Annotated in this window: 26 protein-coding genes and 1 pseudogene; 16 read left to right on the forward strand and 11 right to left on the reverse strand. The window is 36.3% G+C overall.

Translation table 11 applies throughout. The features are described from left to right. Positions 1–12: 12 nt before the first annotated feature. On the reverse strand, positions 13–558 hold the full coding sequence (locus F1560_RS02000; RefSeq protein WP_149472992.1) for a flavodoxin family protein: 546 nt from the start codon (positions 556–558) through the stop codon (positions 13–15). Positions 559–678: 120 nt separating this feature from the next. Here F1560_RS02000 and F1560_RS02005 point away from each other — a divergent pair, with 120 nt between their 5' ends. Then, positions 679–1,173: a LysR family transcriptional regulator substrate-binding protein gene (locus tag F1560_RS02005; protein WP_149472993.1), complete on the forward strand. Its 495-nt coding sequence runs from the start codon at positions 679–681 to the stop codon at positions 1,171–1,173. A gap of 103 nt (positions 1,174–1,276) precedes the next feature. On the opposite strand, the gene F1560_RS02010 is transcribed toward F1560_RS02005, so the two are convergent. The 6 genes from F1560_RS02010 to F1560_RS02025 all read right to left on the reverse strand — a co-directional run bounded on the left by F1560_RS02010 (position 1,277) and on the right by F1560_RS02025 (position 4,199). Then, on the reverse strand, positions 1,277–2,233 hold the full coding sequence (locus F1560_RS02010) for a cation diffusion facilitator family transporter (RefSeq protein WP_149472994.1): 957 nt from the start codon (positions 2,231–2,233) through the stop codon (positions 1,277–1,279). 97 nt (positions 2,234–2,330) lie between these two features. After that, the gene (locus F1560_RS02015) at positions 2,331–2,687 is read right to left on the reverse strand and encodes an ArsR/SmtB family transcription factor (protein WP_149472995.1); all 357 of its coding nucleotides are present in this window, start codon (positions 2,685–2,687) and stop codon (positions 2,331–2,333) included. A gap of 498 nt (positions 2,688–3,185) precedes the next feature. After that, on the reverse strand, positions 3,186–3,338 hold the full coding sequence (locus F1560_RS21985) for a hypothetical protein (protein ID WP_187773600.1): 153 nt from the start codon (positions 3,336–3,338) through the stop codon (positions 3,186–3,188). A 78-nt stretch (positions 3,339–3,416) separates the two neighbouring features. Further along, positions 3,417–3,500, reverse strand: coding sequence for a putative holin-like toxin (locus tag F1560_RS22710; RefSeq protein WP_223116395.1), 84 nt, complete (start codon positions 3,498–3,500; stop codon positions 3,417–3,419). A 169-nt stretch (positions 3,501–3,669) separates the two neighbouring features. After that, positions 3,670–3,990, reverse strand: a complete 321-nt coding sequence (locus F1560_RS02020; RefSeq protein ID WP_149472996.1) for a YolD-like family protein — start codon at positions 3,988–3,990, stop codon at positions 3,670–3,672. Further along, complete coding sequence (locus F1560_RS02025; RefSeq protein WP_149472997.1) at positions 3,987–4,199, reverse strand: WYL domain-containing protein; 213 nt, start codon at positions 4,197–4,199, stop codon at positions 3,987–3,989. The genes F1560_RS02020 and F1560_RS02025 overlap by 4 nt, the downstream gene beginning before the upstream one ends. A 135-nt stretch (positions 4,200–4,334) precedes the next feature. Between F1560_RS02025 and F1560_RS02030 the strand changes: the two genes are divergently transcribed. From F1560_RS02030 to F1560_RS02100, 15 genes and pseudogenes are all read left to right on the forward strand, one after another. Continuing rightward, the gene (locus F1560_RS02030) at positions 4,335–5,585 is read left to right on the forward strand and encodes a DNA polymerase IV (protein WP_149472998.1); all 1,251 of its coding nucleotides are present in this window, start codon (positions 4,335–4,337) and stop codon (positions 5,583–5,585) included. 491 nt (positions 5,586–6,076) lie between these two features. Next, the gene (locus tag F1560_RS02035) at positions 6,077–6,979 is read left to right on the forward strand and encodes a S8 family serine peptidase (RefSeq protein ID WP_149472999.1); all 903 of its coding nucleotides are present in this window, start codon (positions 6,077–6,079) and stop codon (positions 6,977–6,979) included. Further along, entirely contained in the window at positions 6,960–7,880 is a 921-nt protein-coding gene (locus tag F1560_RS02040) for an SAR2788 family putative toxin (RefSeq protein ID WP_149473000.1), read from the forward strand. The genes F1560_RS02035 and F1560_RS02040 overlap by 20 nt, the downstream gene beginning before the upstream one ends. Beyond that, complete coding sequence (locus F1560_RS02045) at positions 7,856–8,356, forward strand: DUF7878 domain-containing protein (protein WP_149473001.1); 501 nt, start codon at positions 7,856–7,858, stop codon at positions 8,354–8,356. The genes F1560_RS02040 and F1560_RS02045 overlap by 25 nt, the downstream gene beginning before the upstream one ends. Before the next feature lie 52 nt (positions 8,357–8,408). Beyond that, positions 8,409–9,044, forward strand: a pseudogene (locus F1560_RS02050) (DinB/UmuC family translesion DNA polymerase); the annotation flags it as partial. Positions 9,045–9,159: 115 nt separating this feature from the next. After that, positions 9,160–9,759 (forward strand): hypothetical protein, encoded by a 600-nt coding sequence (locus F1560_RS02055; protein ID WP_149473002.1) that lies wholly within the window; start codon positions 9,160–9,162, stop codon positions 9,757–9,759. Positions 9,760–9,927: 168 nt separating this feature from the next. Beyond that, positions 9,928–10,113 (forward strand): hypothetical protein, encoded by a 186-nt coding sequence (locus F1560_RS02060; RefSeq protein WP_149473003.1) that lies wholly within the window; start codon positions 9,928–9,930, stop codon positions 10,111–10,113. Positions 10,114–10,124: 11 nt separating this feature from the next. Beyond that, positions 10,125–10,379 (forward strand): spore coat protein, encoded by a 255-nt coding sequence (locus F1560_RS02065; RefSeq protein ID WP_149473004.1) that lies wholly within the window; start codon positions 10,125–10,127, stop codon positions 10,377–10,379. A gap of 187 nt (positions 10,380–10,566) precedes the next feature. Then, positions 10,567–11,451, forward strand: coding sequence for a LysR family transcriptional regulator (locus F1560_RS02070; protein WP_149473005.1), 885 nt, complete (start codon positions 10,567–10,569; stop codon positions 11,449–11,451). A 250-nt stretch (positions 11,452–11,701) separates the two neighbouring features. After that, positions 11,702–12,484 (forward strand): amino acid ABC transporter ATP-binding protein, encoded by a 783-nt coding sequence (locus F1560_RS02075; RefSeq protein WP_149473006.1) that lies wholly within the window; start codon positions 11,702–11,704, stop codon positions 12,482–12,484. A 26-nt stretch (positions 12,485–12,510) separates the two neighbouring features. Beyond that, the gene (locus F1560_RS02080) at positions 12,511–13,188 is read left to right on the forward strand and encodes an amino acid ABC transporter permease (RefSeq protein ID WP_149473007.1); all 678 of its coding nucleotides are present in this window, start codon (positions 12,511–12,513) and stop codon (positions 13,186–13,188) included. A gap of 21 nt (positions 13,189–13,209) precedes the next feature. Then, positions 13,210–14,001: a transporter substrate-binding domain-containing protein gene (locus F1560_RS02085; protein WP_149473008.1), complete on the forward strand. Its 792-nt coding sequence runs from the start codon at positions 13,210–13,212 to the stop codon at positions 13,999–14,001. Between the two features lie 18 nt (positions 14,002–14,019). Continuing rightward, positions 14,020–14,751: a glucose 1-dehydrogenase gene (locus F1560_RS02090; protein WP_149473009.1), complete on the forward strand. Its 732-nt coding sequence runs from the start codon at positions 14,020–14,022 to the stop codon at positions 14,749–14,751. Positions 14,752–14,770: 19 nt separating this feature from the next. Next, positions 14,771–15,613, forward strand: coding sequence for an amidohydrolase family protein (locus F1560_RS02095; protein ID WP_149473010.1), 843 nt, complete (start codon positions 14,771–14,773; stop codon positions 15,611–15,613). Positions 15,614–15,655: 42 nt separating this feature from the next. Beyond that, positions 15,656–15,916, forward strand: coding sequence for a glutaredoxin family protein (locus F1560_RS02100; RefSeq protein ID WP_149473011.1), 261 nt, complete (start codon positions 15,656–15,658; stop codon positions 15,914–15,916). A 190-nt stretch (positions 15,917–16,106) separates the two neighbouring features. Here the strand turns inward: F1560_RS02100 and F1560_RS21990 are convergent, their stop codons facing one another. The 4 genes from F1560_RS21990 to F1560_RS02110 form a co-directional block, all read right to left on the reverse strand. Beyond that, positions 16,107–16,283: a hypothetical protein gene (locus F1560_RS21990; RefSeq protein WP_187773601.1), complete on the reverse strand. Its 177-nt coding sequence runs from the start codon at positions 16,281–16,283 to the stop codon at positions 16,107–16,109. A gap of 14 nt (positions 16,284–16,297) precedes the next feature. Continuing rightward, a complete protein-coding gene (locus F1560_RS02105) occupies positions 16,298–17,239 on the reverse strand; it encodes a GAF domain-containing protein (protein ID WP_149473012.1) in 942 nt (313 codons plus the stop codon). 151 nt (positions 17,240–17,390) lie between these two features. After that, on the reverse strand, positions 17,391–17,525 hold the full coding sequence (locus tag F1560_RS22565; RefSeq protein ID WP_187773602.1) for a hypothetical protein: 135 nt from the start codon (positions 17,523–17,525) through the stop codon (positions 17,391–17,393). Between the two features lie 421 nt (positions 17,526–17,946). Continuing rightward, entirely contained in the window at positions 17,947–18,591 is a 645-nt protein-coding gene (locus tag F1560_RS02110) for an SDR family oxidoreductase (RefSeq protein ID WP_149473013.1), read from the reverse strand. Between the last annotated feature and the right edge of the window lie 4 nt (positions 18,592–18,595).

Raw genomic sequence — 18,595 nt, forward strand, 5'->3', positions numbered from 1 at the left:
AGGGAAGGGAGCTTATTGTAATTTTAATATTTCACGCAGTTGTTCAGCCTCATAAAAGGCCTTTTGATCTTTGTATATTTCTCCAGGTTTATTAGCTTTTCCGATTATATATCCTTCGAAAGACAGACTGAAGAATTCAAAAATATAGTTGAATTGCTGAATTAACGGCAGTCCCTTTATATAAGGTGAATCTCCACCTACTGCAATTACATAGGCTTTTTTCTTAGACATACTTTCTTTAAAACCTTTAAATTGAGGCTCTTTCATTGTTTGTGACCATCTATCAATGAAATTCTTCATTTTTCCAGACATGCTGTACCAGTAAATTGGTGTAGCAAATATAAAAATGTCGTTTTGTATCACCCGAGATAATACAGCATTATAATCGTCTCCAACATCTGAAAATCCTCCTTCAGTGTGCCGTCTGTCCTCTATTGACTTAATATGAAAATCATTTAGATAAATGGAATCCACTTCTAATCCTTCAACAGCATGTTTGGTTAATGCTTCTGTATTTCCATTTGATCTGGTTCCTCCATAAATAACTGCAATACGCATAAATTAATCCACTCCTTTTTGACTGTTTATAATTTATAGTTTAAACTCCACATATAAATCAGTAAAACGAATTATTTCGTTTTGTATAATCGATATTTCCGATTAAGGAGCGAGGAATATATGGATAATAAACAACTCATCACTTTTAAATTGGCAGCTGAAACACTTAACTTTACTAAAACAGCCAGTATATTAAACTTTGCTCAATCTAGTGTAACAGCTCCGAGTCATCCATTAGCTATGAAGTCCGAGGTATTTCTAAGTGATATTGAGCATGAGACACTACTCTTAACAGAAACAGGCTGTTCTTACCGAACTCTGCTAGAAAATGCCTGTCATTCGGTAAAAGTCTATCCTGTAAACAAATTTGAATTTGGCAGTATTGAAGCTATCAAGCAATGTGTGATTGCAGGAATTGGAATTGCTGCATTACCTACAATGGTTGTTGAACAAGATATTAAATTGGGGGAAATAGTAGAATTAAAATGGGATATTACTATTCCTCCTATTTTTACACATATTGCTTGGCATAAAGATAAATGGATGACGCAACCATTGAAACACTTTATTGAATTAACTCAAAAAAGCTTTCGAGAAAAACTCATTCAACAATAAACTTGCTTGCTCAGAGCTGTATTTTATAATTATGTTCCAGAACTATATTCTCTAAAAAGGAAAACAGAAGCAGATATAAAATCCAGCTTCTGTTTTCTTACATTTAATGACTATGACCATGATGGTGGTGATTATCCTCTATTTCGTACTCTTTTTGACACAGTACTGAATCTTCGTGAGGGTGCTCCTCTGTTTCTACTTGAATTGTTACATGACCGATATTTTCATGTTCTAATTCGTGCTCAATTTTCCGAAGCAACTGTTGACTTTCTTCTACAGTCATCTGACCATCTACAGTAATATGACAAGAAAGCACATTCTGACCACTTGTCACACTCCATACGTGTAAGTCGTGAATATCTTGAACACCTTCTACACGCTTCATCATTTTAATTACTTTTTCTAAATTCACATTAGCAGGTGTCCCCTCCATCAAAACATGAATAGAGGCTTTGGTTACACGCCATCCACTGATTAAAATAAGTAATGCTACAAGGACACTTGCTACTGAATCTGCCCAAGTCCAATTAAAGAAAATCATAAGTAGAGCCGCTAGAATTGCCCCTACAGATCCTAATAGATCACCTAAAACATGCAGGAATGCAGCTCTCATGTTCAGGTTGTCTTTTGTGTCTCCTCCACGTAACATAATAAATGCTACAATTATATTTACGATTAAACCAATAGTGGCAATAATCAACATTCCAGTCGAAGCTACTTCCGGCGGATCAAGCAATCGGTGATAAGCTTCATAAAAAATGTATATAGAAACAATAAGCAATGTTGCACCATTGATAACTGCTGCCAGTATCTCAAATCGTTTGTATCCATAAGTTTTTCCGTAGTTTGCTGCCTTTTCCCCCAACGTAAAAGCAATCAAAGCAATTAACAAGGAGATGGAATCACTTAGCATATGCCCAGCATCAGCTAAAAGGGCTAAGCTATTTGTAAGCAATCCTCCAATAACTTCTACCACCATAAATACTGTAATAACAAGAAAACTAATTAATAGTGTCTTTTTATTTGCACCATGTGTATGGTCATGGTGATCGTGTCCCATGTTAAAACCTCCTCTATTTTACGATATATTAATATGTATACATATAAGAATATAATAACTATCACTTATTTCATTCAATATAAGTGATTAATTCAATTTAACTATGACAAGCATGATTTATCATTTGTTCCAGGATAAGCATTACATGTTCATCGTCATGGGAATAAAAAAGTGTTGTTCCCGCACGGCGATATTTCACAAGTCGCAGGTTTTTCAAAAATCTCAATTGATGAGATACGGTTGATTGCCGAATATCTAACGTGTCTGCAATTTCGTTTACTGAACACTCTTTTTTAAAAAGCAAATGAAGAATTCTAACTCTCGTTGGATCGCCTAGTGCTTTAAACGTTTGTGTTACTATAAATAGGGTTTCGTCATCTATTTCGTCAGAAGAACCATTTTCAATCTCAAAATCCTCCAATGTTTTTCTAGCCTCCCTAATATCATTTTGCATTTACTTAATCTCATTTACGATATATGAACACATTATCATATACGCATTTATTTTACAATAGTAATTTATAAAAAACTTTATTTTCGACTGTAAGCAGGTAGACTGTAAAATGTTCAGTAGCCTTAATATACCTTTTTAAGCTTAATAAAAGTGCTTCTTATGTAAGATCACTTATTGCTGTATTTCTCTCCACGGACAAAAAAATAGAAACAGTAAGTGCATTAAAGTTTTTATTCTTATACACTTACTATTAATATTGGTTCATTGCAGTATAGAATAGTAAAAGTAATGTAAGTTAAAAAAGTAGTAAAGCGCCATGTGGGGGGAAGAACATAAGGACTCGGATAAATTAAAAACTATAACGACTAAATTCAAGCACCTTATTCTAACTATCTAATCTCTCTATTATACAAGGAATTCTGTCATTCTTTTTCACTATACTTTGTTTTTCCCTCTAAACTTTCGGTCACTCCTTCTGCTGATTTCATAAAATTCAAATCACCGATAACCGATTGGAAAGTCGCCTTTTAATCGTGAAAAATCTCTCTTATCACCCTCTGGTTTTTCATTTTCATCCATATCGGTTATAATAAAGTAAGTAATCTGCATACAATATAAAAAGGTCGCTAGTGCTGCTACACTAACGACCATACAATAGCCCTTCAAGGGGGCGACTCACAACAGAGTTATCCATAACCACCCTAGTTGCTCGTCAGGCTGATTGGGTGGTTATTTTTTTTGATCTGACAGCACAGCCACAATTAAAGCTCCAAATGAAATCATTAGAACCAACGACTCGTATACCGTCATCATGCATCACCCCCTTTCGGATTAAAAGGGGTGAGCCACCACCCATGAAAGCCTTCTTGTACAAATACTATTGTATCAGTAATTAATTGCCCCTAACAGAACATATTTTCCTATTTTTTTGTACACCTCCCATCCATCTTAAAACCTTCGATTAAAGGAATCTCACGGAGCATTAAATTACCAAAACATCCATAATGTCACTAAATTTCACCCTCATGCGATCCTCATTATCAAATACGATACAATCATTCGAAACAACGCTCAACAACTTTCCCTTTACTTTATGAAAATCATGCGTTTTATAAAATTTAACCTCTACTGTCAGATCATCGTGGATTGCCAGCTGCAACTTTATTGCGTTTTCTTCCACTTGCTGCTCATCTAAAACTGGCTTTTCTTTATAACTATATTGAACCTGTAAAGCTTTTAACATCTCGATATGCTCTGGAAGCATGAGTGCTGTCCATTTCTTTGCACCACGATCATGTATCATGCGCTCGTCCTCCTGCTCACTTTCTGTACCGACAAAATATTTTCTATTTTAAACGTACGGACCTGCTTACGATGATAGCAATATGCTAAAATATAATCTTCACGTACCTCTATCACGCGCACAAATCGTTGCGAAACCTTACCATCGCATGCTATATAAATCATCTCTAGCTTGATTTTCTCATAAACAGCATGTTTTAATAATTTCATCTTATCGCTCCTTAAACAGAAACATTTGTTCTATTATACTACAAAAACCGAACGTATATACTGTTATTTATTGACATTGATAATTTATATTTTCTTGCATATAATAGGAACAAACGTTCTAAAGGAGTGAGCAAATTGGACTATTCTCCTTATCCACGTCATGATGTGCTTTGCATTGATATGCGATCTTTTTACGCAAGTGTCGAAGCGATGAAATTGAATAAAGACCCGATGAAGGTTATGCTTGCCGTCGTTGGAGATCCAAACAGGTCTGGAAGCATTGTACTAGCAGCCTCCCCCGCTCTAAAGGAAAGGTATGGGGTGAGTAATGTAAGTCGTTATTTCGAGTTACCAAACGATCCGAACATTATCGTTGTTCCGGCCCACATGGGGGATTATTTAAACGTATCCGTAGAAATAACAAAATTACTACATGATTACGCACCACCAGAAGCAATCCATCAATATTCAGTTGATGAAGTTTGGGTTACCGTAAACGGCCTGCAAAAGCTTTTCGGAAATCGCCAGGAGATCGCACACAAGATACAGCATGACATATTGGACCGATTTGGTATTACTTCCTCTATTGGGATTGGGGATAATAAATTTCTCGCAAAGGTCGTCATGGATTTACACGCTAAAAAAACAGGCATCGCGGAATGCAAATACGAGGATGTACCAGAAAAGCTCTGGCCAACTCCTGTTCAAAACATTTGGGGAATCGGACATCGAATGATGAAAAACTTGCACAGGATGGGGATTGTCACACTTGGGCAAATCGCTAATTATAAACTGGAGCTTTTAAAAAAACGCTTCGGAGTCATGGGAGAACAACTCTATTGGCATGCATGGGGGATTGATCTAAGTCCTGTTTTTGGTGACTTTACAAAACAGGAGCAAAAAGGCTTTGGCCACGGAATTTCATTGCTCCGCGACTACACAAAGGAAGAGGTTGCTTACTGCATTCTTGATCTGTGTGAGGAAGTGTGCCGCAGAGCTCGTTCAGCAGGAAAATCAGGAAGAACCATCCAGCTTAGTATTTCCTATTCAAAAGAAACAGCGGGTGGGTTTTCTCGCTCTCGATCGATTGATATTCCTACCAACGTGACCATGGATATGTATGGAATTTGCATGCAATTATTCCATGAATTTTATGATGGAAAAAGCATGATTAGACATGTATACGTCACCTTAACAAAGCTATTCGACCAGACTGATGTCCAGCTCGATTTATTCGAGAATCGCGCGAAGAAAAACGACATCGGATATGTGATGGATGCGATTCGTGATAAATATGGACCAACCGCTATCCTCCGCGCTTCTAGTTATACAGATGCAGGGATTACGCTGGAGCGCAGTAAGAAGATTGGTGGGCATTATGCTTAAGGTTTTAGGGGGGCAGATAATGTCCCCTGTACAGTAGAAATGCAAAAGAACCTTGAGGAAGTATGTTTATTTTTACTCTTTAAAAGAACTATTATCTCTACTAAACCATTCTCCCAACACTTATATCTTTGAACAATCTTTCCCACAACACGCTCAGGTAAATCTAATTGATCAATTATTTCTTCTAAAACACTTTTATTTTGCATTTGTCTGGCATTACATATCCCCTCTCATATTATTTAACTATTGGTTGATGTTACCAATCTTAAATATACTATACATAACACCAAATAATATATATTCATACAATATATAGTTCAATATTTATTCTATAGGCGCTGTTAAAGTTTAATGTTGATTTATGTAAAAAATTTGAATTTCATAAGAAAAGGCAACTAAAATTATTGTAAAATATGTATTATTATGTAAATATACAATTATAGCATTCTATAAATAGCTATAGAGGGGTGGAGGTTTGCGGTATAAACACTATGAAAAAGAAAATTTATATTGTTTTATCTTTAATTGTATTTCTATCACTACTTATTTATTATCAACAAGGTTTCGAAAAAGGGGAGGAATATGAGAGCTGGGCTCTTGACTATGTCGGTGAAGCGCAGAATGTGTCATCTAGTCAGATTAAAGTCGCTATCTTGGATAGTGGTATAAATAAGTCACATGATGCTTTAAGAAATGTACAGTTTGAAGAGGTCAACATAATAGAACCTAATCAGCCGATAATAGACAAATTTGGGCATGGAACAGCTATAGCAGGTATTATAGCTGGCGAGGATGTGGGTGTTAATAGTTTAGATTCAAATATTATCTTATACGACGTAAAAGTCCTTAACGACAAAGGCGAAGGAACAATTGAAGATATTATTAATGGTATTATGTGGAGTGTAGAGCAAGAAGTAGATGTAATAAATATAAGCTTTGGTTTCTTTGATGACAAAAAAGGTCTTCATGATGCAATAAGAGCAGCCACAAAAGAAGGTATAGTTGTAACAGCAGCCGCTGGAAATACAATGGGTCTGAGCGTAGACTATCCTGCTAAATATGAAGAAGTTTTATCTATTGCCTCTATAGATAAAAACTTTAATATCGACCCTCAATCAGGGTACGGGAAGATAGATTACTCAGCACCCGGTGTTAATGTTATTTCAACTGATAACCAAGGTGGAATCTCTGAATTTTCCGGAACCTCTTTTGCAACTGCATATGCAAGTGGAGTAATTGCATCTATCGTTTCAACTGAATCTAACATAACGAACATCAAACAATTATTAGATACGTACACTTTAAGATTAAATGAAAAACCATTTTTTGGCGAAGGTATAATAACTTTTAAAAAAGAATACTTGGAGGAAACTTATGAAAAAGTTTACAATTAAATTAATATTATCAGTTTTAATTTTTACTACTGTTTTTTCTAATACAAGCTTAGCTTTTGCAGAGAATTCTAGCGAAGAAAATTTAGAGATTAGCAACGAGATTTCACAAGAGTTTGCTGATACGAAATATATTGATGGAAATATTAAACATGAACTCATTGAGTTAGAATCAGATGATGATACTATTTCTTATCAAGTAGACGTTGAAGAAGAATTTGGAATTGAAAATGATTCGTTTGAAATGCATGTAGATGAATTTTCAGATTCTGAAATACTTGTTAAGTCCGATCTCCAAATGCAAGATTCGCTTTACGGATCAAATTTATATGTTAACTTAGATACTGGCGAATTTTATGTAACTGAAGAAGAAATAAATGATAATGGAGAAAAAGTTGTTACAACTTATGACGTATTCTTAACTGAAATAGAAGGTGAAGAATTTAAAGCACAACTTGTTGACCGAGCGGCTGGGGAGTTATATGAAGTTAATACAATTGAAGCTCATGCTTCGGCTATTCCTGTGATAGGTATTATAATTGCCAATGGTGTGAGATGGGCTGTAAAGAAATTTGGAAAGAAGGCATTAGTAAGTGCTTTCGGTAAAGCAGCATTAAGTAATGCTATAAAAAAAGCAGCTAAATTTTCTGTATCTAAAAAGCATCTTAGTAATGCGGGTGGCAGATATACTAAATTCAATACAACCAGTCAGAGTACAGTTCGAAGTTGGGTAAAAGAAGCTCTTCAAAAAAATCCATCAATTAAATTCAATGAAAATTATGACAAATTGTCATTTACCATAACTTCCAACGTTGGTAAAAAGGTAGGAACTAAAGGGGAAACTAAAATAAAAGTCGTCTTTGATTATACAGGTAAAATATGGACAGCATATCCAGCCAAGTAAAGTTTCACTATAACTTTACAAGTGATGCGAGTGATATCTCAAATAAACAAAGAAAAGATGTTTCCTCGATTTTAGATATCACTGCAAAGCTTAGTATTTATATAAATGACGACTGCTATTTTGATGAAGAAGAATTCCCCATTTTAGAATTCTATAAGTACCTTTATAAATGGAAGGAAAGAACAAATGATCTAAATGAAGTACAAGAGTTTCATTATTACACTCTTGAATATGACGAGTATGATGATGGAGCAATCTTATCTTTGATCCCCTTTGGAGGAGATAAGGCAAGATTGAAATCTATTTGGTCACAAGAAGACCTTTACAATGTATTTGATGTTTCATATATAAAAGATGAATTCATGGCTCTCGAAACTGCATTAAAAAAAGATATTGAAGAGTACTTTGAAATTAATCTAGAAAAATTTTTGAAACATATTCCTATGTACAAGGGAATTGACTCAGAAGACATGTAAAGTATAAGTGGCTACTATAAAGTGGCCACTCTTTTTATATATTTAAAATGGAAAAATGGGAATTGTCACACTCAGGCAAATCGCTAATTATAAACTGGAGCTTTTAAAAAAACGCTTCGGAGTCATGGGAGAACAACTCTATTGGCATGCATGGGGGATTGATCTAAGTCCTGTTTTTGGTGACTTTACAAAACAGGAGCAAAAAGGCTTTGGCCACGGAATTTCATTGCTCCGCGACTACACAAAGGAAGAGGTTGCTTACTGCATTCTTGATCTGTGTGAGGAAGTGTGCCGCAGAGCTCGTTCAGCAGGAAAATCAGGAAGAACCATCCAGCTTAGTATTTCCTATTCAAAAGAAACAGCGGGTGGATTTTCTCGTTCTCGATCGATTGATATTCCTACCAACGTGACCATGGATATGTATGGAATTTGTATGCAATTATTTCAGGAATTTTATGATGGAAAAAGCATGATTAGACATGTTTACGTTACATTAACGAAACTATTTGATCAGACTGATGTCCAGCTTGATTTATTCGAGGATCGCGCGAAGAAAAATAACATCGGATATGTGATGGATGCCATTCGTGATAAATATGGACCAACCGCTATCCTGCGCGCTTCTAGTTATACAGATGCAGGGATTACGCTGGAGCGCAGTAAGAAGATTGGTGGGCATTATGCTTAAGATACTTAGGGGGCAGATAATGTCTCCTTTTTTTGTTAGATACTTACATTCTCCTTGAAACCTCTCCCCTTCCCTTTTCGTACGATAAGATATAGTAAATAATGGAGGTGAAGACATGGAATTATTTATATTATTTATAAGGATACTTTTTGTAGTAATTACTTTCGTATACAGTTACCATTTTATTCTTGCATTAGTCAAGATGAAGCAACGTATTATATTACCTACTTCCGAGAAAGAATTAGCAATGATTAGAAAATACCCGGAAAAAATGATACATGCTCCCACCTATACAAAGCAAAAAAACGGAATTATTATGTATGCTCTATTTCTTAGTTACATGATTATAATGTTCATCCTCGGAAGTTATTTTCTCGATTTTTATTGGACCTTATACTTACTATTCATCCTTCCAGTGTTCCACCTGTCGAACCTGCTAAATATGTTTGCATTCACACAGGATGGCGTTCTATGTGGTGCACGCTTTGTGCCATGGAAGAAGATTAAATCATTTGAGTTTGTACGTATCGACATAAACCATCGATATTATGGATTTTCCAAAGAAGTTAATGATCAATATGAATTGAAAATTAAGACACGTTCCGGAACCTTCAGTTGTATTGTTACTTCCAATGAAATGAAGGAGAGGTTAAGGTTTTTTTTAGATCAACAAAAAATAGCCGAATTGCATTTGGAAAAAGATATACTTTACTGATATAACGCGGTATTGGGAAAACAGAGATTCCAATACCGCGTTCTTTTCTTTTATTACAATGTATAAATAAATTCCTCTGGAACATGAACTTATCTCCCAAACGAAAAAAGAATATCCAAATTATTACTGGTTAAACTAACGATGAATTCACTGGAAAGGAGCTTCTGCATGGATCAACTAACACAAACCGAATTAGAAAATTTACGAAAAATGATTGGTGAACACGGGATGATTGCAAACAAATTGGAATCATACGCAGCATCTGCCACAGAGCCAGAACTAAAAACGATTTTACAACGAGACGCACAAGCTGCAAGGCAGGCACAGCAACAGCTATTACCATTTCTACAGTAGGAGGACATACGATGCTACAAGATAAAGATATTGTGAATGATTATTTAAATGGATTAAATGCAAGTTTAAAAAGCTATGCAGGCTATATAAGTGAAGCAAACAATTCGCAACTCAGACAAACACTTGTAAGTTTACGTAATGGAGACGAATCACGTCAACGGACTGTTTATAGCTATGCATTACAGAATGGGCATTATAAACCAGCACAACCTGCTACACCTGAAGAAATCCAGCAAGTAAAAACGGAACTAAGCCCAGGTCAATAACTACTTATACATGAAATTTTCTCAAATCGCAAAATCCCCTCTCTTCAAGATGAAATCGGCAAATTATCAGTTTGCCGATTTTGTTATTTAGAATGGTTCATCCACCTTTAAACTCTTCCAGTGACAACCTCACGCTTTATATATATAATATTGATAAGATTACTATGAATTGAAGGAGACTTAAATCATGAATATTGAAAACATCGAAGCCTTTGTGTTAGTGAATCACTTTGGCAGTATTAACAAAGCCTCCAAAGCACTATTCTTATCACAGCCATCCGTGACAGCACGCATCCAATCGTTGGAGCGGGAGTTAGATACGAAGCTGTTCGATCGGGTTGGCAGGCAGCTCGTGATCACAGAGCAAGCAAAGGATTTTCTTCCTTATGCAGAGCAAATTATTCAATACTATAAAACTGGCAAAAAGCAACTAAAGGCAAAAGAATTATCTGACCAGTTAGTGATTGGGTGTACAGAACTCATATCAAATTACTTATTTCCGAAAGTTATACCCGCTTTTTCTAAAGAATATCCGAACGTGCAACTAAAACTGGTTACAGGATCAAGTGATACAATTCAAAATAAAGTATTGAATCGTGAAGTTGATATTGGTTTTGTTCGGAATAGTTCTCACCCCCTTATTACATCTGAAAAAGTATTGGAAAGTCCAATCAACCTGTTTGTACAACCAGACCATCCTTTTGCAAGCTTAGATTCAATTAACATCGAAGCATTAGCAAAAGAACCAATTATCTTTTTTGAATGTGGATCATTAGATTGGTCTATGATACGGAATCTGTTTCAAAACCTGAGTGTCAAACCTAGTATTCAATATGAAGTCGATAATATGGAAGCTGCAAAAGGCTTGATGGTAAGTGGAACGGGCATTGGTTTTCTGCCAGAAATCAGTGTACGCAATGAACTAGCACGCCAAGAGCTAGTCCGTGTAAATTTACCTTTTGTATCAAATCTATCACTGAAAACAAACATGATTGTTTACACCGAAGAAACACCAAACTATTATACGGAATTACTAGAAATCGCTAAATTAGAAGGAAGCAAGAGAAACTGAAGCAGAATGTACATTCCAGATCTAGATTGAACCAAAAGAACAGTTTAGGCATATGATAAAAGCTGAGTTATCGATTCACGCCACCATCCACCTAATTATATAGAATCTTTCTATAAGGGAGACCTTATTTTTCTATAAGAAGGGTTATTGTTAGATTAAGTTGCGCGTGATATACTAATCGATAATCTCAAAACCAACTAAAACCCTAGGAATAATGGAAGTTGTTCTTTAAGCGGAGGGATGAAGTACGATGATAAAGATCTCAAATATAAAAAAAAGCTTTAATAAGAGTGTAGTTTTAAAGGATATTAGTTTTCATGTGACAGATGGTGAGGTGGTAGCCATTATTGGCCCGTCCGGCTCTGGAAAGTCGACATTGCTCCGCTGTATCAATTTCTTGGAAAAACCGGATTCTGGAAAGATTGAAATTGGTGATGTCACCGTTGATACAACGAAGACAACCAAATCAGAAATACAGAAACTGCGCATGCAAACGTCGATGGTGTTTCAACACTACAACCTTTTTAAAAATAAAACGGCTTTAGAAAATGTAACCCATTCATTAAGAGTCACAAAGAAATTAAACAAAAAGCAAGCGGACGAAATCGGACGAAATTTATTGGATCAAGTGGGGCTTTTAAGCAAAGCAGATAGCTACCCGATCTCCCTATCCGGAGGACAGCAGCAGCGAGTTGGCATTGCGAGGGCATTAGCGGTAGGTCCCAACGCCATTCTATTCGATGAACCTACTTCTTCACTGGATCCAGAATGGGTTGGTGAAGTACTGCGTGTCATATCCGGTATTGCTAATAAGGAGAAAACAATGATTATTGTAACCCACGAAATGAAGTTTGCCAGGGAAGTCGCAGATAAAGTCATTTTCATGGATGACGGTTTAATTGTAGAGCAAGGCACACCTGAAGCAGTTTTTGATAACCCTCAAAATGAAAGAACAAAGAAATTTTTGCGGAATTATCAAAAACACTCCTCTGTGGAGATGGATAAAGAAAATGGCAAATTTGCTCTTCTATAACTACGAGAAAGATGGCGGTGTCTTATATGAATTTTGATTTTGGATATATGATTGAAATTATTCCTGAGCTAATAAAATATGTTCCAGTTACCCTTTATATAACAATCGTTTCCATGCTTTTTGCTATTATTATCGGAATCTTCCTTGCGTTGATTCTTGTTAACAGAGTCCCTATTTTGCTTCAATTATCGAAGGTGTATATTTCCTTTTTTCGAGGAACACCACCTCTCGTACAGCTTTTAATCATTTATTTTGGATTGCCGCAACTAGTTCCAGCACTCAATTCCATTACAGCTGCAACAGCCGCAATCATAGCTTTTAGCTTAAATGTTTCCGCATATCTTGCAGAAATCTTTCGAGCAGGATTGGACTCTGTTGATAAAGGGCAAGCTGAAGCTGCATTAACGGTAGGCATGACGTACCCCCAAGCATTACGAGGGATTATCCTACCACAAGCCGCACGAAATGCTATTCCCGCAACTGGAAATACGTTTCTCGGTTTATTAAAAAATTCATCATTGGCATTTACGATTGGCGTAACAGAACTACTAGCACAAGGGAAGCTACTCGCAACAGCTACGCTTAATTTTTTTGAAGCTTATTTAGCAGTTGCACTTATTTATTGGGGATTAACGATTATATATAGCTGGTTGCAAACCTGGTATGAAAACCACATTAGTAAACCATATGTAAGAGAAACTTAAGCCGTTGGAGGATAAATTAAAATGAGAAAAAGAAATTGGTTGATTGTCATTCTTATGCTGCTCCTTTTAAGCGCATGCGGACAAAGCGCAACTAGTGGTACAGCAGAAGATGATAACGTCATAAAGATAGGCGCAACACCCGATGGGTATCCACAATATTACTATGAAAATAATGAACTAGAAGGCTTTAGCGTTGATATGATAGAAGCTATTTTCGCTGAAATCGGATATGAGGTTGAATGGGTCGTTACCGACTGGACGGGTGTGCTCGCTTCCTTAGAAACCGGGAAAATTGATACAGTTGCCAACTTCGCACAAACACCAGAAAGAGAAGAAAAGTATTCCTTTACAGAAGCCTACTATTATTCCAGAGCTGCACTTGGAGTAGCAAAGGATAACGACACCATACATTCTCTAGAGGATGTTAAAGGAAAGCAAGTTGGAAATGTAACAGGATCCAATTATCAAAATGTGTTAAAAGAGAACGATCCAAATGATGAAATAGAAATCATTAATTATGAAACAGCGGATGTTATTCACCAGGACGTTGCATCAGGGAAAGTCGATGCATTTGTAACCGGAAGAGAGATCTTATTAGCACAAATAAAGGATAAAGGAATTCCATTACAAGTAGTCGGAGAAGCATTTGGAGAAAAGCTAGTCTCACTACCTTTTGCCAAGACAGAAGAAAATGAAGCACTTATTGCGGAAATCAATGAAGCAGTAGAAACATTAAGAGCAGATGGTACATTTCAAGATTTATCAATGGAATGGTTTGATGAGGATGTAACGATCAGTCAGGACGAACAATAATTACTTGGAGGATTTTGCATGGGGAGAGTAAACGGTAAGGTAGCAATTGTAACAGGCGGGGCATCCGGCATGGGTGCCTCCCACGTTGGAAAGCTCGTATCAGAAGGGGCAAAAGTAGTTTTCACTGATGTTGCCACCGAGGAAGGAAAAACATTGCAAGCTGAGCTTGGAGATAGTGTATTGTTTTTACAACACGATATAACAGATGCTTCACGTTGGGAGCAGGTCGTTAAAGAGGCAGAGAAAACATTTGGTCCAGTGACCATTCTAGTAAACAACGCTGGAATCAATTACAGCGAATATCTAGAAAACTTCCCTGAAGAAGCGTATCGAAAAGTTATTGATGTTAACCAAACAGCTGTTTTCTTGGGCATGAAGGCTGTTGTCCCTTCGATGAAAAAAGCGAAGCATGGATCCATTATAAATATTTCCTCAATTGGTGGTTTAAGAGGACGGACAGCTGGCATTGCTTATGGCGCTTCTAAATTCGCAGTGACTGGAATGACAAAGGTAGCGGCATTGGAATTAGGACAGTATCAAATCCGTGTCAATTCGATTCATCCAAGCTTAGTAAATACAGGCATGTTTTCGGAGCAAGCTGGTGGAGCAGCAGTTGCAACGGATCGCCCATTGAACAGGGTATTAACAAAAGAAGAAGTATCCAATCTCGTTCTTTATCTTGCCTCTGATGAATCCAGTTACACAACTGGAGCAGAATGCGTCATCGATGGCGGTCTGACAGCACGATAAGAAAGGAAGATACAAGCCTATGATTATTGATTTTAAAATGAAAGCACCTATCCCGAAATGGGAACCAATGTTTGAAAATGGAAAGACAGCACTACACGGGGTTTTTAATCAATTGGAAAATCTTACGCCAACAAAGGCAACCACTGTATCAGATGTACTAGTGGAGATGAATACGCAAGGCATTACCTCTTCGGTGATTCTCGGAAGAAATAATGAACAAGGAAGCTCGAATGAAGAATTGCAAGCTTTCTTAGCGAGTCGTGAAGGGGAACGCTTCTTTGGCTTTATCGGTATTGAAGATATGACGGTGGATGAAGCTGTAGCAACCATTCATCAATATGGGAAGACCGGTGCTTTTCACGGGGTAGCAGCCATCCCATCAAAGATTAAACCATTAACCCCGATTGGAGATCCTAGCTTAGATCCAATTTTTGAAACCTGTTTAGAATACGATTTCCCTTTTTGTATGACGTTGAGCTTGCTCATCTCACTAACAAGTGAATCACCTGATTATGATTACATTCATCCAAAGCAGCTCATACGTGTAGCACAGAAATACCCTGACTTAAAAATCATTATCTCGCATGCGGCATGGCCATTTGTTCAAGAAGCAATCGCAGTTGCGACACATTTTCCGAACATTTATTTATGCCCAGATTTTTACCTTACCTTCCCTGGTGGCAATCAATACATAGAAGCTGCAAAAACGGGATTAGCAAATCAGCTTTTATTTGCTAGCTGCTATCCAAATGTTCCATATGATTATGCAATCGAACATTATCAGAGCTATGAATTAGATTCTGAGATTTCAAGTAAAATTTTCTATGAAAATGCAAAGCGTTTATTAAAAATCGAGAATTAATATATATATATAAATCCAGCAAGAGAAAGGGAGTATTAGAAAATGGCAAATGAAGCTTTAAACGTAGTCGTTTGGTCCAAACAAGGTTGTAGTTACTGTGGAGAGGTGAAGCAATATTTAGATGAAAAAGGAATTGCATACAAGGATATTGATGTAACTGATTATGATGATAGACGAGACATTCTAGATGCAAAATACGGCGTCCGTCATGTACCTGTAGTAGAAATTGGCCAAGGAAATCAGTATGAAGCAATCACGGAACTAGGTGTGAATCATATTGAAGCAGCTTTGAAAAATAGATAAGAGACGGTCCTCCTACTGGTCATACAGGCGGGGGACTTTTTATGCTTTTGTGTAATTTCTTCCGAATTGTCCAAGCCTGAAAGTGCTTTTGAAACATGTTGCTCCATTTTCATAAGATTAATTGCCTTTAATTGAATCTGTTCGCCCCATTAAAATAAAAGCGAATTAGCCGAAATAAAAAGTTGTCCACTTAAAACTCTTTTTTTCTCCTAATTCGTCCATCATTGTCCGTGTAAATATCTGCCATACCTAAATTCTGTGCTTTTCGTAATAATTTATCCGTTCTCTTACGGGATGCTTTTAACGTTTCCTTTAGCTCTCTTTCAAGGTTTAGTCCATAACTTTTCTGTTTTTTTACAGTATGCATAGTTGTACACCCCTTTATCTATCATTAATTTTATCATAAAAATGCGCTAACGCACACATATCTGCATAAAATATTACAGTTCTTTCATCATCAGAATGAAATTCATCTATATCTTCACTTTGAACACAAAGAACACCTACCACTTTTTCTCCTATTTTTATTGGGACACCTAAAATGGAACCATATTCATGTCTCGGTGCATATGCTCCTTTAAAGTGAGGGCTGTTTAATACATCTGATACAAGCTCTGTTTCACCAGTTTTCCAGATATACCCTGCAAACCCTTCTCCTTTTTTAAACTTTCTATTTCTGGACGATGAAAATTCTATACGATTATATGCAAACATTTCAAGTTTGTTTTCGCCATTTATAAAATATATCGTTGATGATTTGTCAGCTCTGTCTTCTAACAATATAGTTACGCATTCATCTAGAATATTATTACAGAACTCCCATTTCCAGTATGGACTACCTTCATTTAATAGTTGCAATAAAGAGCGAACCAGCCGACTTGCATTTTTATGATGTCTAATAAAAATATCACTAATGTATGCCACTTGTTCAAATTCAAGATCTTTTCTTTCTAATTCATCTAATAACTCCTCATTATATTGTTCTTGTTCATTGATTTTGGCTTTTAATTTTTCACGGTCCTTTAAGAATGATGAATTATGTAACTTCTCAAAATCAGGATGGTACATGAAATTAGGCAGATTTGTTGCTCCTATAGAAACGTTCCCAGGATACGCACGAATCTCTTTTGCCAAAGCAATAGTTGATATAAGTACAGTAGCAACAATACCTATTATTTGAGATATTCTAAACACACTAAGGTCGCTATTTTCGAATATCCATTTGTGGATAGTTAAATATAATTCACTTATACCTATATAAATTGTAAGAACTAATATGAGTGCGACAATATAGCTAACTACCATCTTCCAAAATTTGGACAATCTATCATCCCTCCCTATTTTTTCAATCTTACCTTGATTTATATTAGAAATTTAAATATTTCATTAGCTAAATCTAGTAGTGTAATAACGAATTCATCGACAACATAATACATAAAACCACCAAGGCACCATACAAGATGCTCTAGCTTATTTACCTCATCGTCCCAATTTGTTGTTTAGTTGGATTTGTATGCCTCATTGTAATAGTCTCCCATACGGCATGATTCATAATGGGTTCATCGCCACTTAAATCAGAAATCGTCCTTGCTAAACGAAGGTATTTCATCTGAACCCTGTACTCCAATTATTTTTACTTGCCCATTCATACACCCTTCACTCTTAGAAAGAATAAATCTTTAGTTAGCTAAAAGATATGCTATTCTATTCCAAAAGTCAAGAACGCTTGTTCTTACGCTGATTAAATAAAAATTAATTTTATTCTTTTCAAAACACATAAATTTATCTTTCTCAGTAAGGAAAATAAGCCAAATTTAATAAACGAGGGATTAAACATATAAAGAAACATTTTTTAAAATTAAAGATATTTTAAATATAACAAGCAACCATGTTTTCCTTTCTCTATATAAAAAGAAGAAGGCAGAATTCACTGCCTTCCTCCCTTATTCCCTTTGACAAAGGTAAACCCTTGAAAAAGTTACTAAACTGATGCTTGGCCTATTACTTTACAGGCCAGATGGTTCATTATCTTATAAAGCACCTAACACTTCACCGACCTCTTTTTCGCCTTGTATTACTTCAAACGTTTTCTTGTACGTGTTGTTACGGTCAAGCACATCTACAAGAATATGCGCTACATCTACCCTTGGAATGGATTCGTCACCAATGTCGGTGAATTCAGGTGATATCTTAATTTCCCCTTTCGCTTCATTATTAGATAGTGGACCAGGCCGAACAATTGTATAGTCAAGATCCGTTTGCTGCAGATGGCGATCCGCAACGCCCTTTGCAACCATATAATGCTTGATTTTCTCATCCTGTTCATCTGGATTGCTGGATCCAACTGCACTTAATTGAACAAAGCGCTTAACTCCTTTTTCCTTAGCATAATCTACTGCTTTTATAGAACCATATAAATCAACAGTCATTGTTTTATCTGCTCCAGTAGAACCACCGGAACCTGCTGCAAAAATGACTGCATCCACGCCATCAAATGCAGAACTAAAGTCTTCTTCAAGGTTGGCAAGCACGACATTGTCTGCCCCGATTTCTTTTAATTTATCGATCTGTTCTTCTTTGCGCACCATTGCCGTCGCCTTATGATTCGAATTAGCCAATTCTTTCACAACCTTCTTACCAACTTGTCCATTTGCTCCAATAACGAGTACGTTCATAATG

The organism is Oceanobacillus polygoni, from assembly GCF_008304605.1.
GTDB lineage: Bacteria > Bacillota > Bacilli > Bacillales > Amphibacillaceae > Oceanobacillus > Oceanobacillus polygoni.

What these genes read in the sequence shown, in the direction of transcription:
- F1560_RS02000 (WP_149472992.1), bottom strand. Translation starts at nt 558, where the DNA reads ATGCGTATTGCAGTTATTTATGGAGGAACCAGATCAAATGGAAATACA.
- F1560_RS02005 (WP_149472993.1), top strand. Translation starts at nt 679, where the DNA reads ATGGATAATAAACAACTCATCACTTTTAAATTGGCAGCTGAAACACTT.
- F1560_RS02010 (WP_149472994.1), bottom strand. Translation starts at nt 2,233, where the DNA reads ATGGGACACGATCACCATGACCATACACATGGTGCAAATAAAAAGACA.
- F1560_RS02015 (WP_149472995.1), bottom strand. Translation starts at nt 2,687, where the DNA reads ATGCAAAATGATATTAGGGAGGCTAGAAAAACATTGGAGGATTTTGAG.
- F1560_RS21985 (WP_187773600.1), bottom strand. Translation starts at nt 3,338, where the DNA reads ATGGTCGTTAGTGTAGCAGCACTAGCGACCTTTTTATATTGTATGCAG.
- F1560_RS22710 (WP_223116395.1), bottom strand. Translation starts at nt 3,500, where the DNA reads ATGATGACGGTATACGAGTCGTTGGTTCTAATGATTTCATTTGGAGCT.
- F1560_RS02020 (WP_149472996.1), bottom strand. Translation starts at nt 3,990, where the DNA reads ATGATACATGATCGTGGTGCAAAGAAATGGACAGCACTCATGCTTCCA.
- F1560_RS02025 (WP_149472997.1), bottom strand. Translation starts at nt 4,199, where the DNA reads ATGAAATTATTAAAACATGCTGTTTATGAGAAAATCAAGCTAGAGATG.
- F1560_RS02035 (WP_149472999.1), top strand. Translation starts at nt 6,077, where the DNA reads ATGAAAAAGAAAATTTATATTGTTTTATCTTTAATTGTATTTCTATCA.
- F1560_RS02040 (WP_149473000.1), top strand. Translation starts at nt 6,960, where the DNA reads ATGAAAAAGTTTACAATTAAATTAATATTATCAGTTTTAATTTTTACT.
- F1560_RS02045 (WP_149473001.1), top strand. Translation starts at nt 7,856, where the DNA reads ATGGACAGCATATCCAGCCAAGTAAAGTTTCACTATAACTTTACAAGT.
- F1560_RS02055 (WP_149473002.1), top strand. Translation starts at nt 9,160, where the DNA reads ATGGAATTATTTATATTATTTATAAGGATACTTTTTGTAGTAATTACT.
- F1560_RS02060 (WP_149473003.1), top strand. Translation starts at nt 9,928, where the DNA reads ATGGATCAACTAACACAAACCGAATTAGAAAATTTACGAAAAATGATT.
- F1560_RS02065 (WP_149473004.1), top strand. Translation starts at nt 10,125, where the DNA reads ATGCTACAAGATAAAGATATTGTGAATGATTATTTAAATGGATTAAAT.
- F1560_RS02070 (WP_149473005.1), top strand. Translation starts at nt 10,567, where the DNA reads ATGAATATTGAAAACATCGAAGCCTTTGTGTTAGTGAATCACTTTGGC.
- F1560_RS02075 (WP_149473006.1), top strand. Translation starts at nt 11,702, where the DNA reads ATGATAAAGATCTCAAATATAAAAAAAAGCTTTAATAAGAGTGTAGTT.
- F1560_RS02080 (WP_149473007.1), top strand. Translation starts at nt 12,511, where the DNA reads ATGAATTTTGATTTTGGATATATGATTGAAATTATTCCTGAGCTAATA.
- F1560_RS02085 (WP_149473008.1), top strand. Translation starts at nt 13,210, where the DNA reads ATGAGAAAAAGAAATTGGTTGATTGTCATTCTTATGCTGCTCCTTTTA.
- F1560_RS02090 (WP_149473009.1), top strand. Translation starts at nt 14,020, where the DNA reads ATGGGGAGAGTAAACGGTAAGGTAGCAATTGTAACAGGCGGGGCATCC.
- F1560_RS02095 (WP_149473010.1), top strand. Translation starts at nt 14,771, where the DNA reads ATGATTATTGATTTTAAAATGAAAGCACCTATCCCGAAATGGGAACCA.
- F1560_RS02100 (WP_149473011.1), top strand. Translation starts at nt 15,656, where the DNA reads ATGGCAAATGAAGCTTTAAACGTAGTCGTTTGGTCCAAACAAGGTTGT.
- F1560_RS21990 (WP_187773601.1), bottom strand. Translation starts at nt 16,283, where the DNA reads ATGCATACTGTAAAAAAACAGAAAAGTTATGGACTAAACCTTGAAAGA.
- F1560_RS22565 (WP_187773602.1), bottom strand. Translation starts at nt 17,525, where the DNA reads ATGAAATACCTTCGTTTAGCAAGGACGATTTCTGATTTAAGTGGCGAT.
- F1560_RS02110 (WP_149473013.1), bottom strand. Translation starts at nt 18,591, where the DNA reads ATGAACGTACTCGTTATTGGAGCAAATGGACAAGTTGGTAAGAAGGTT.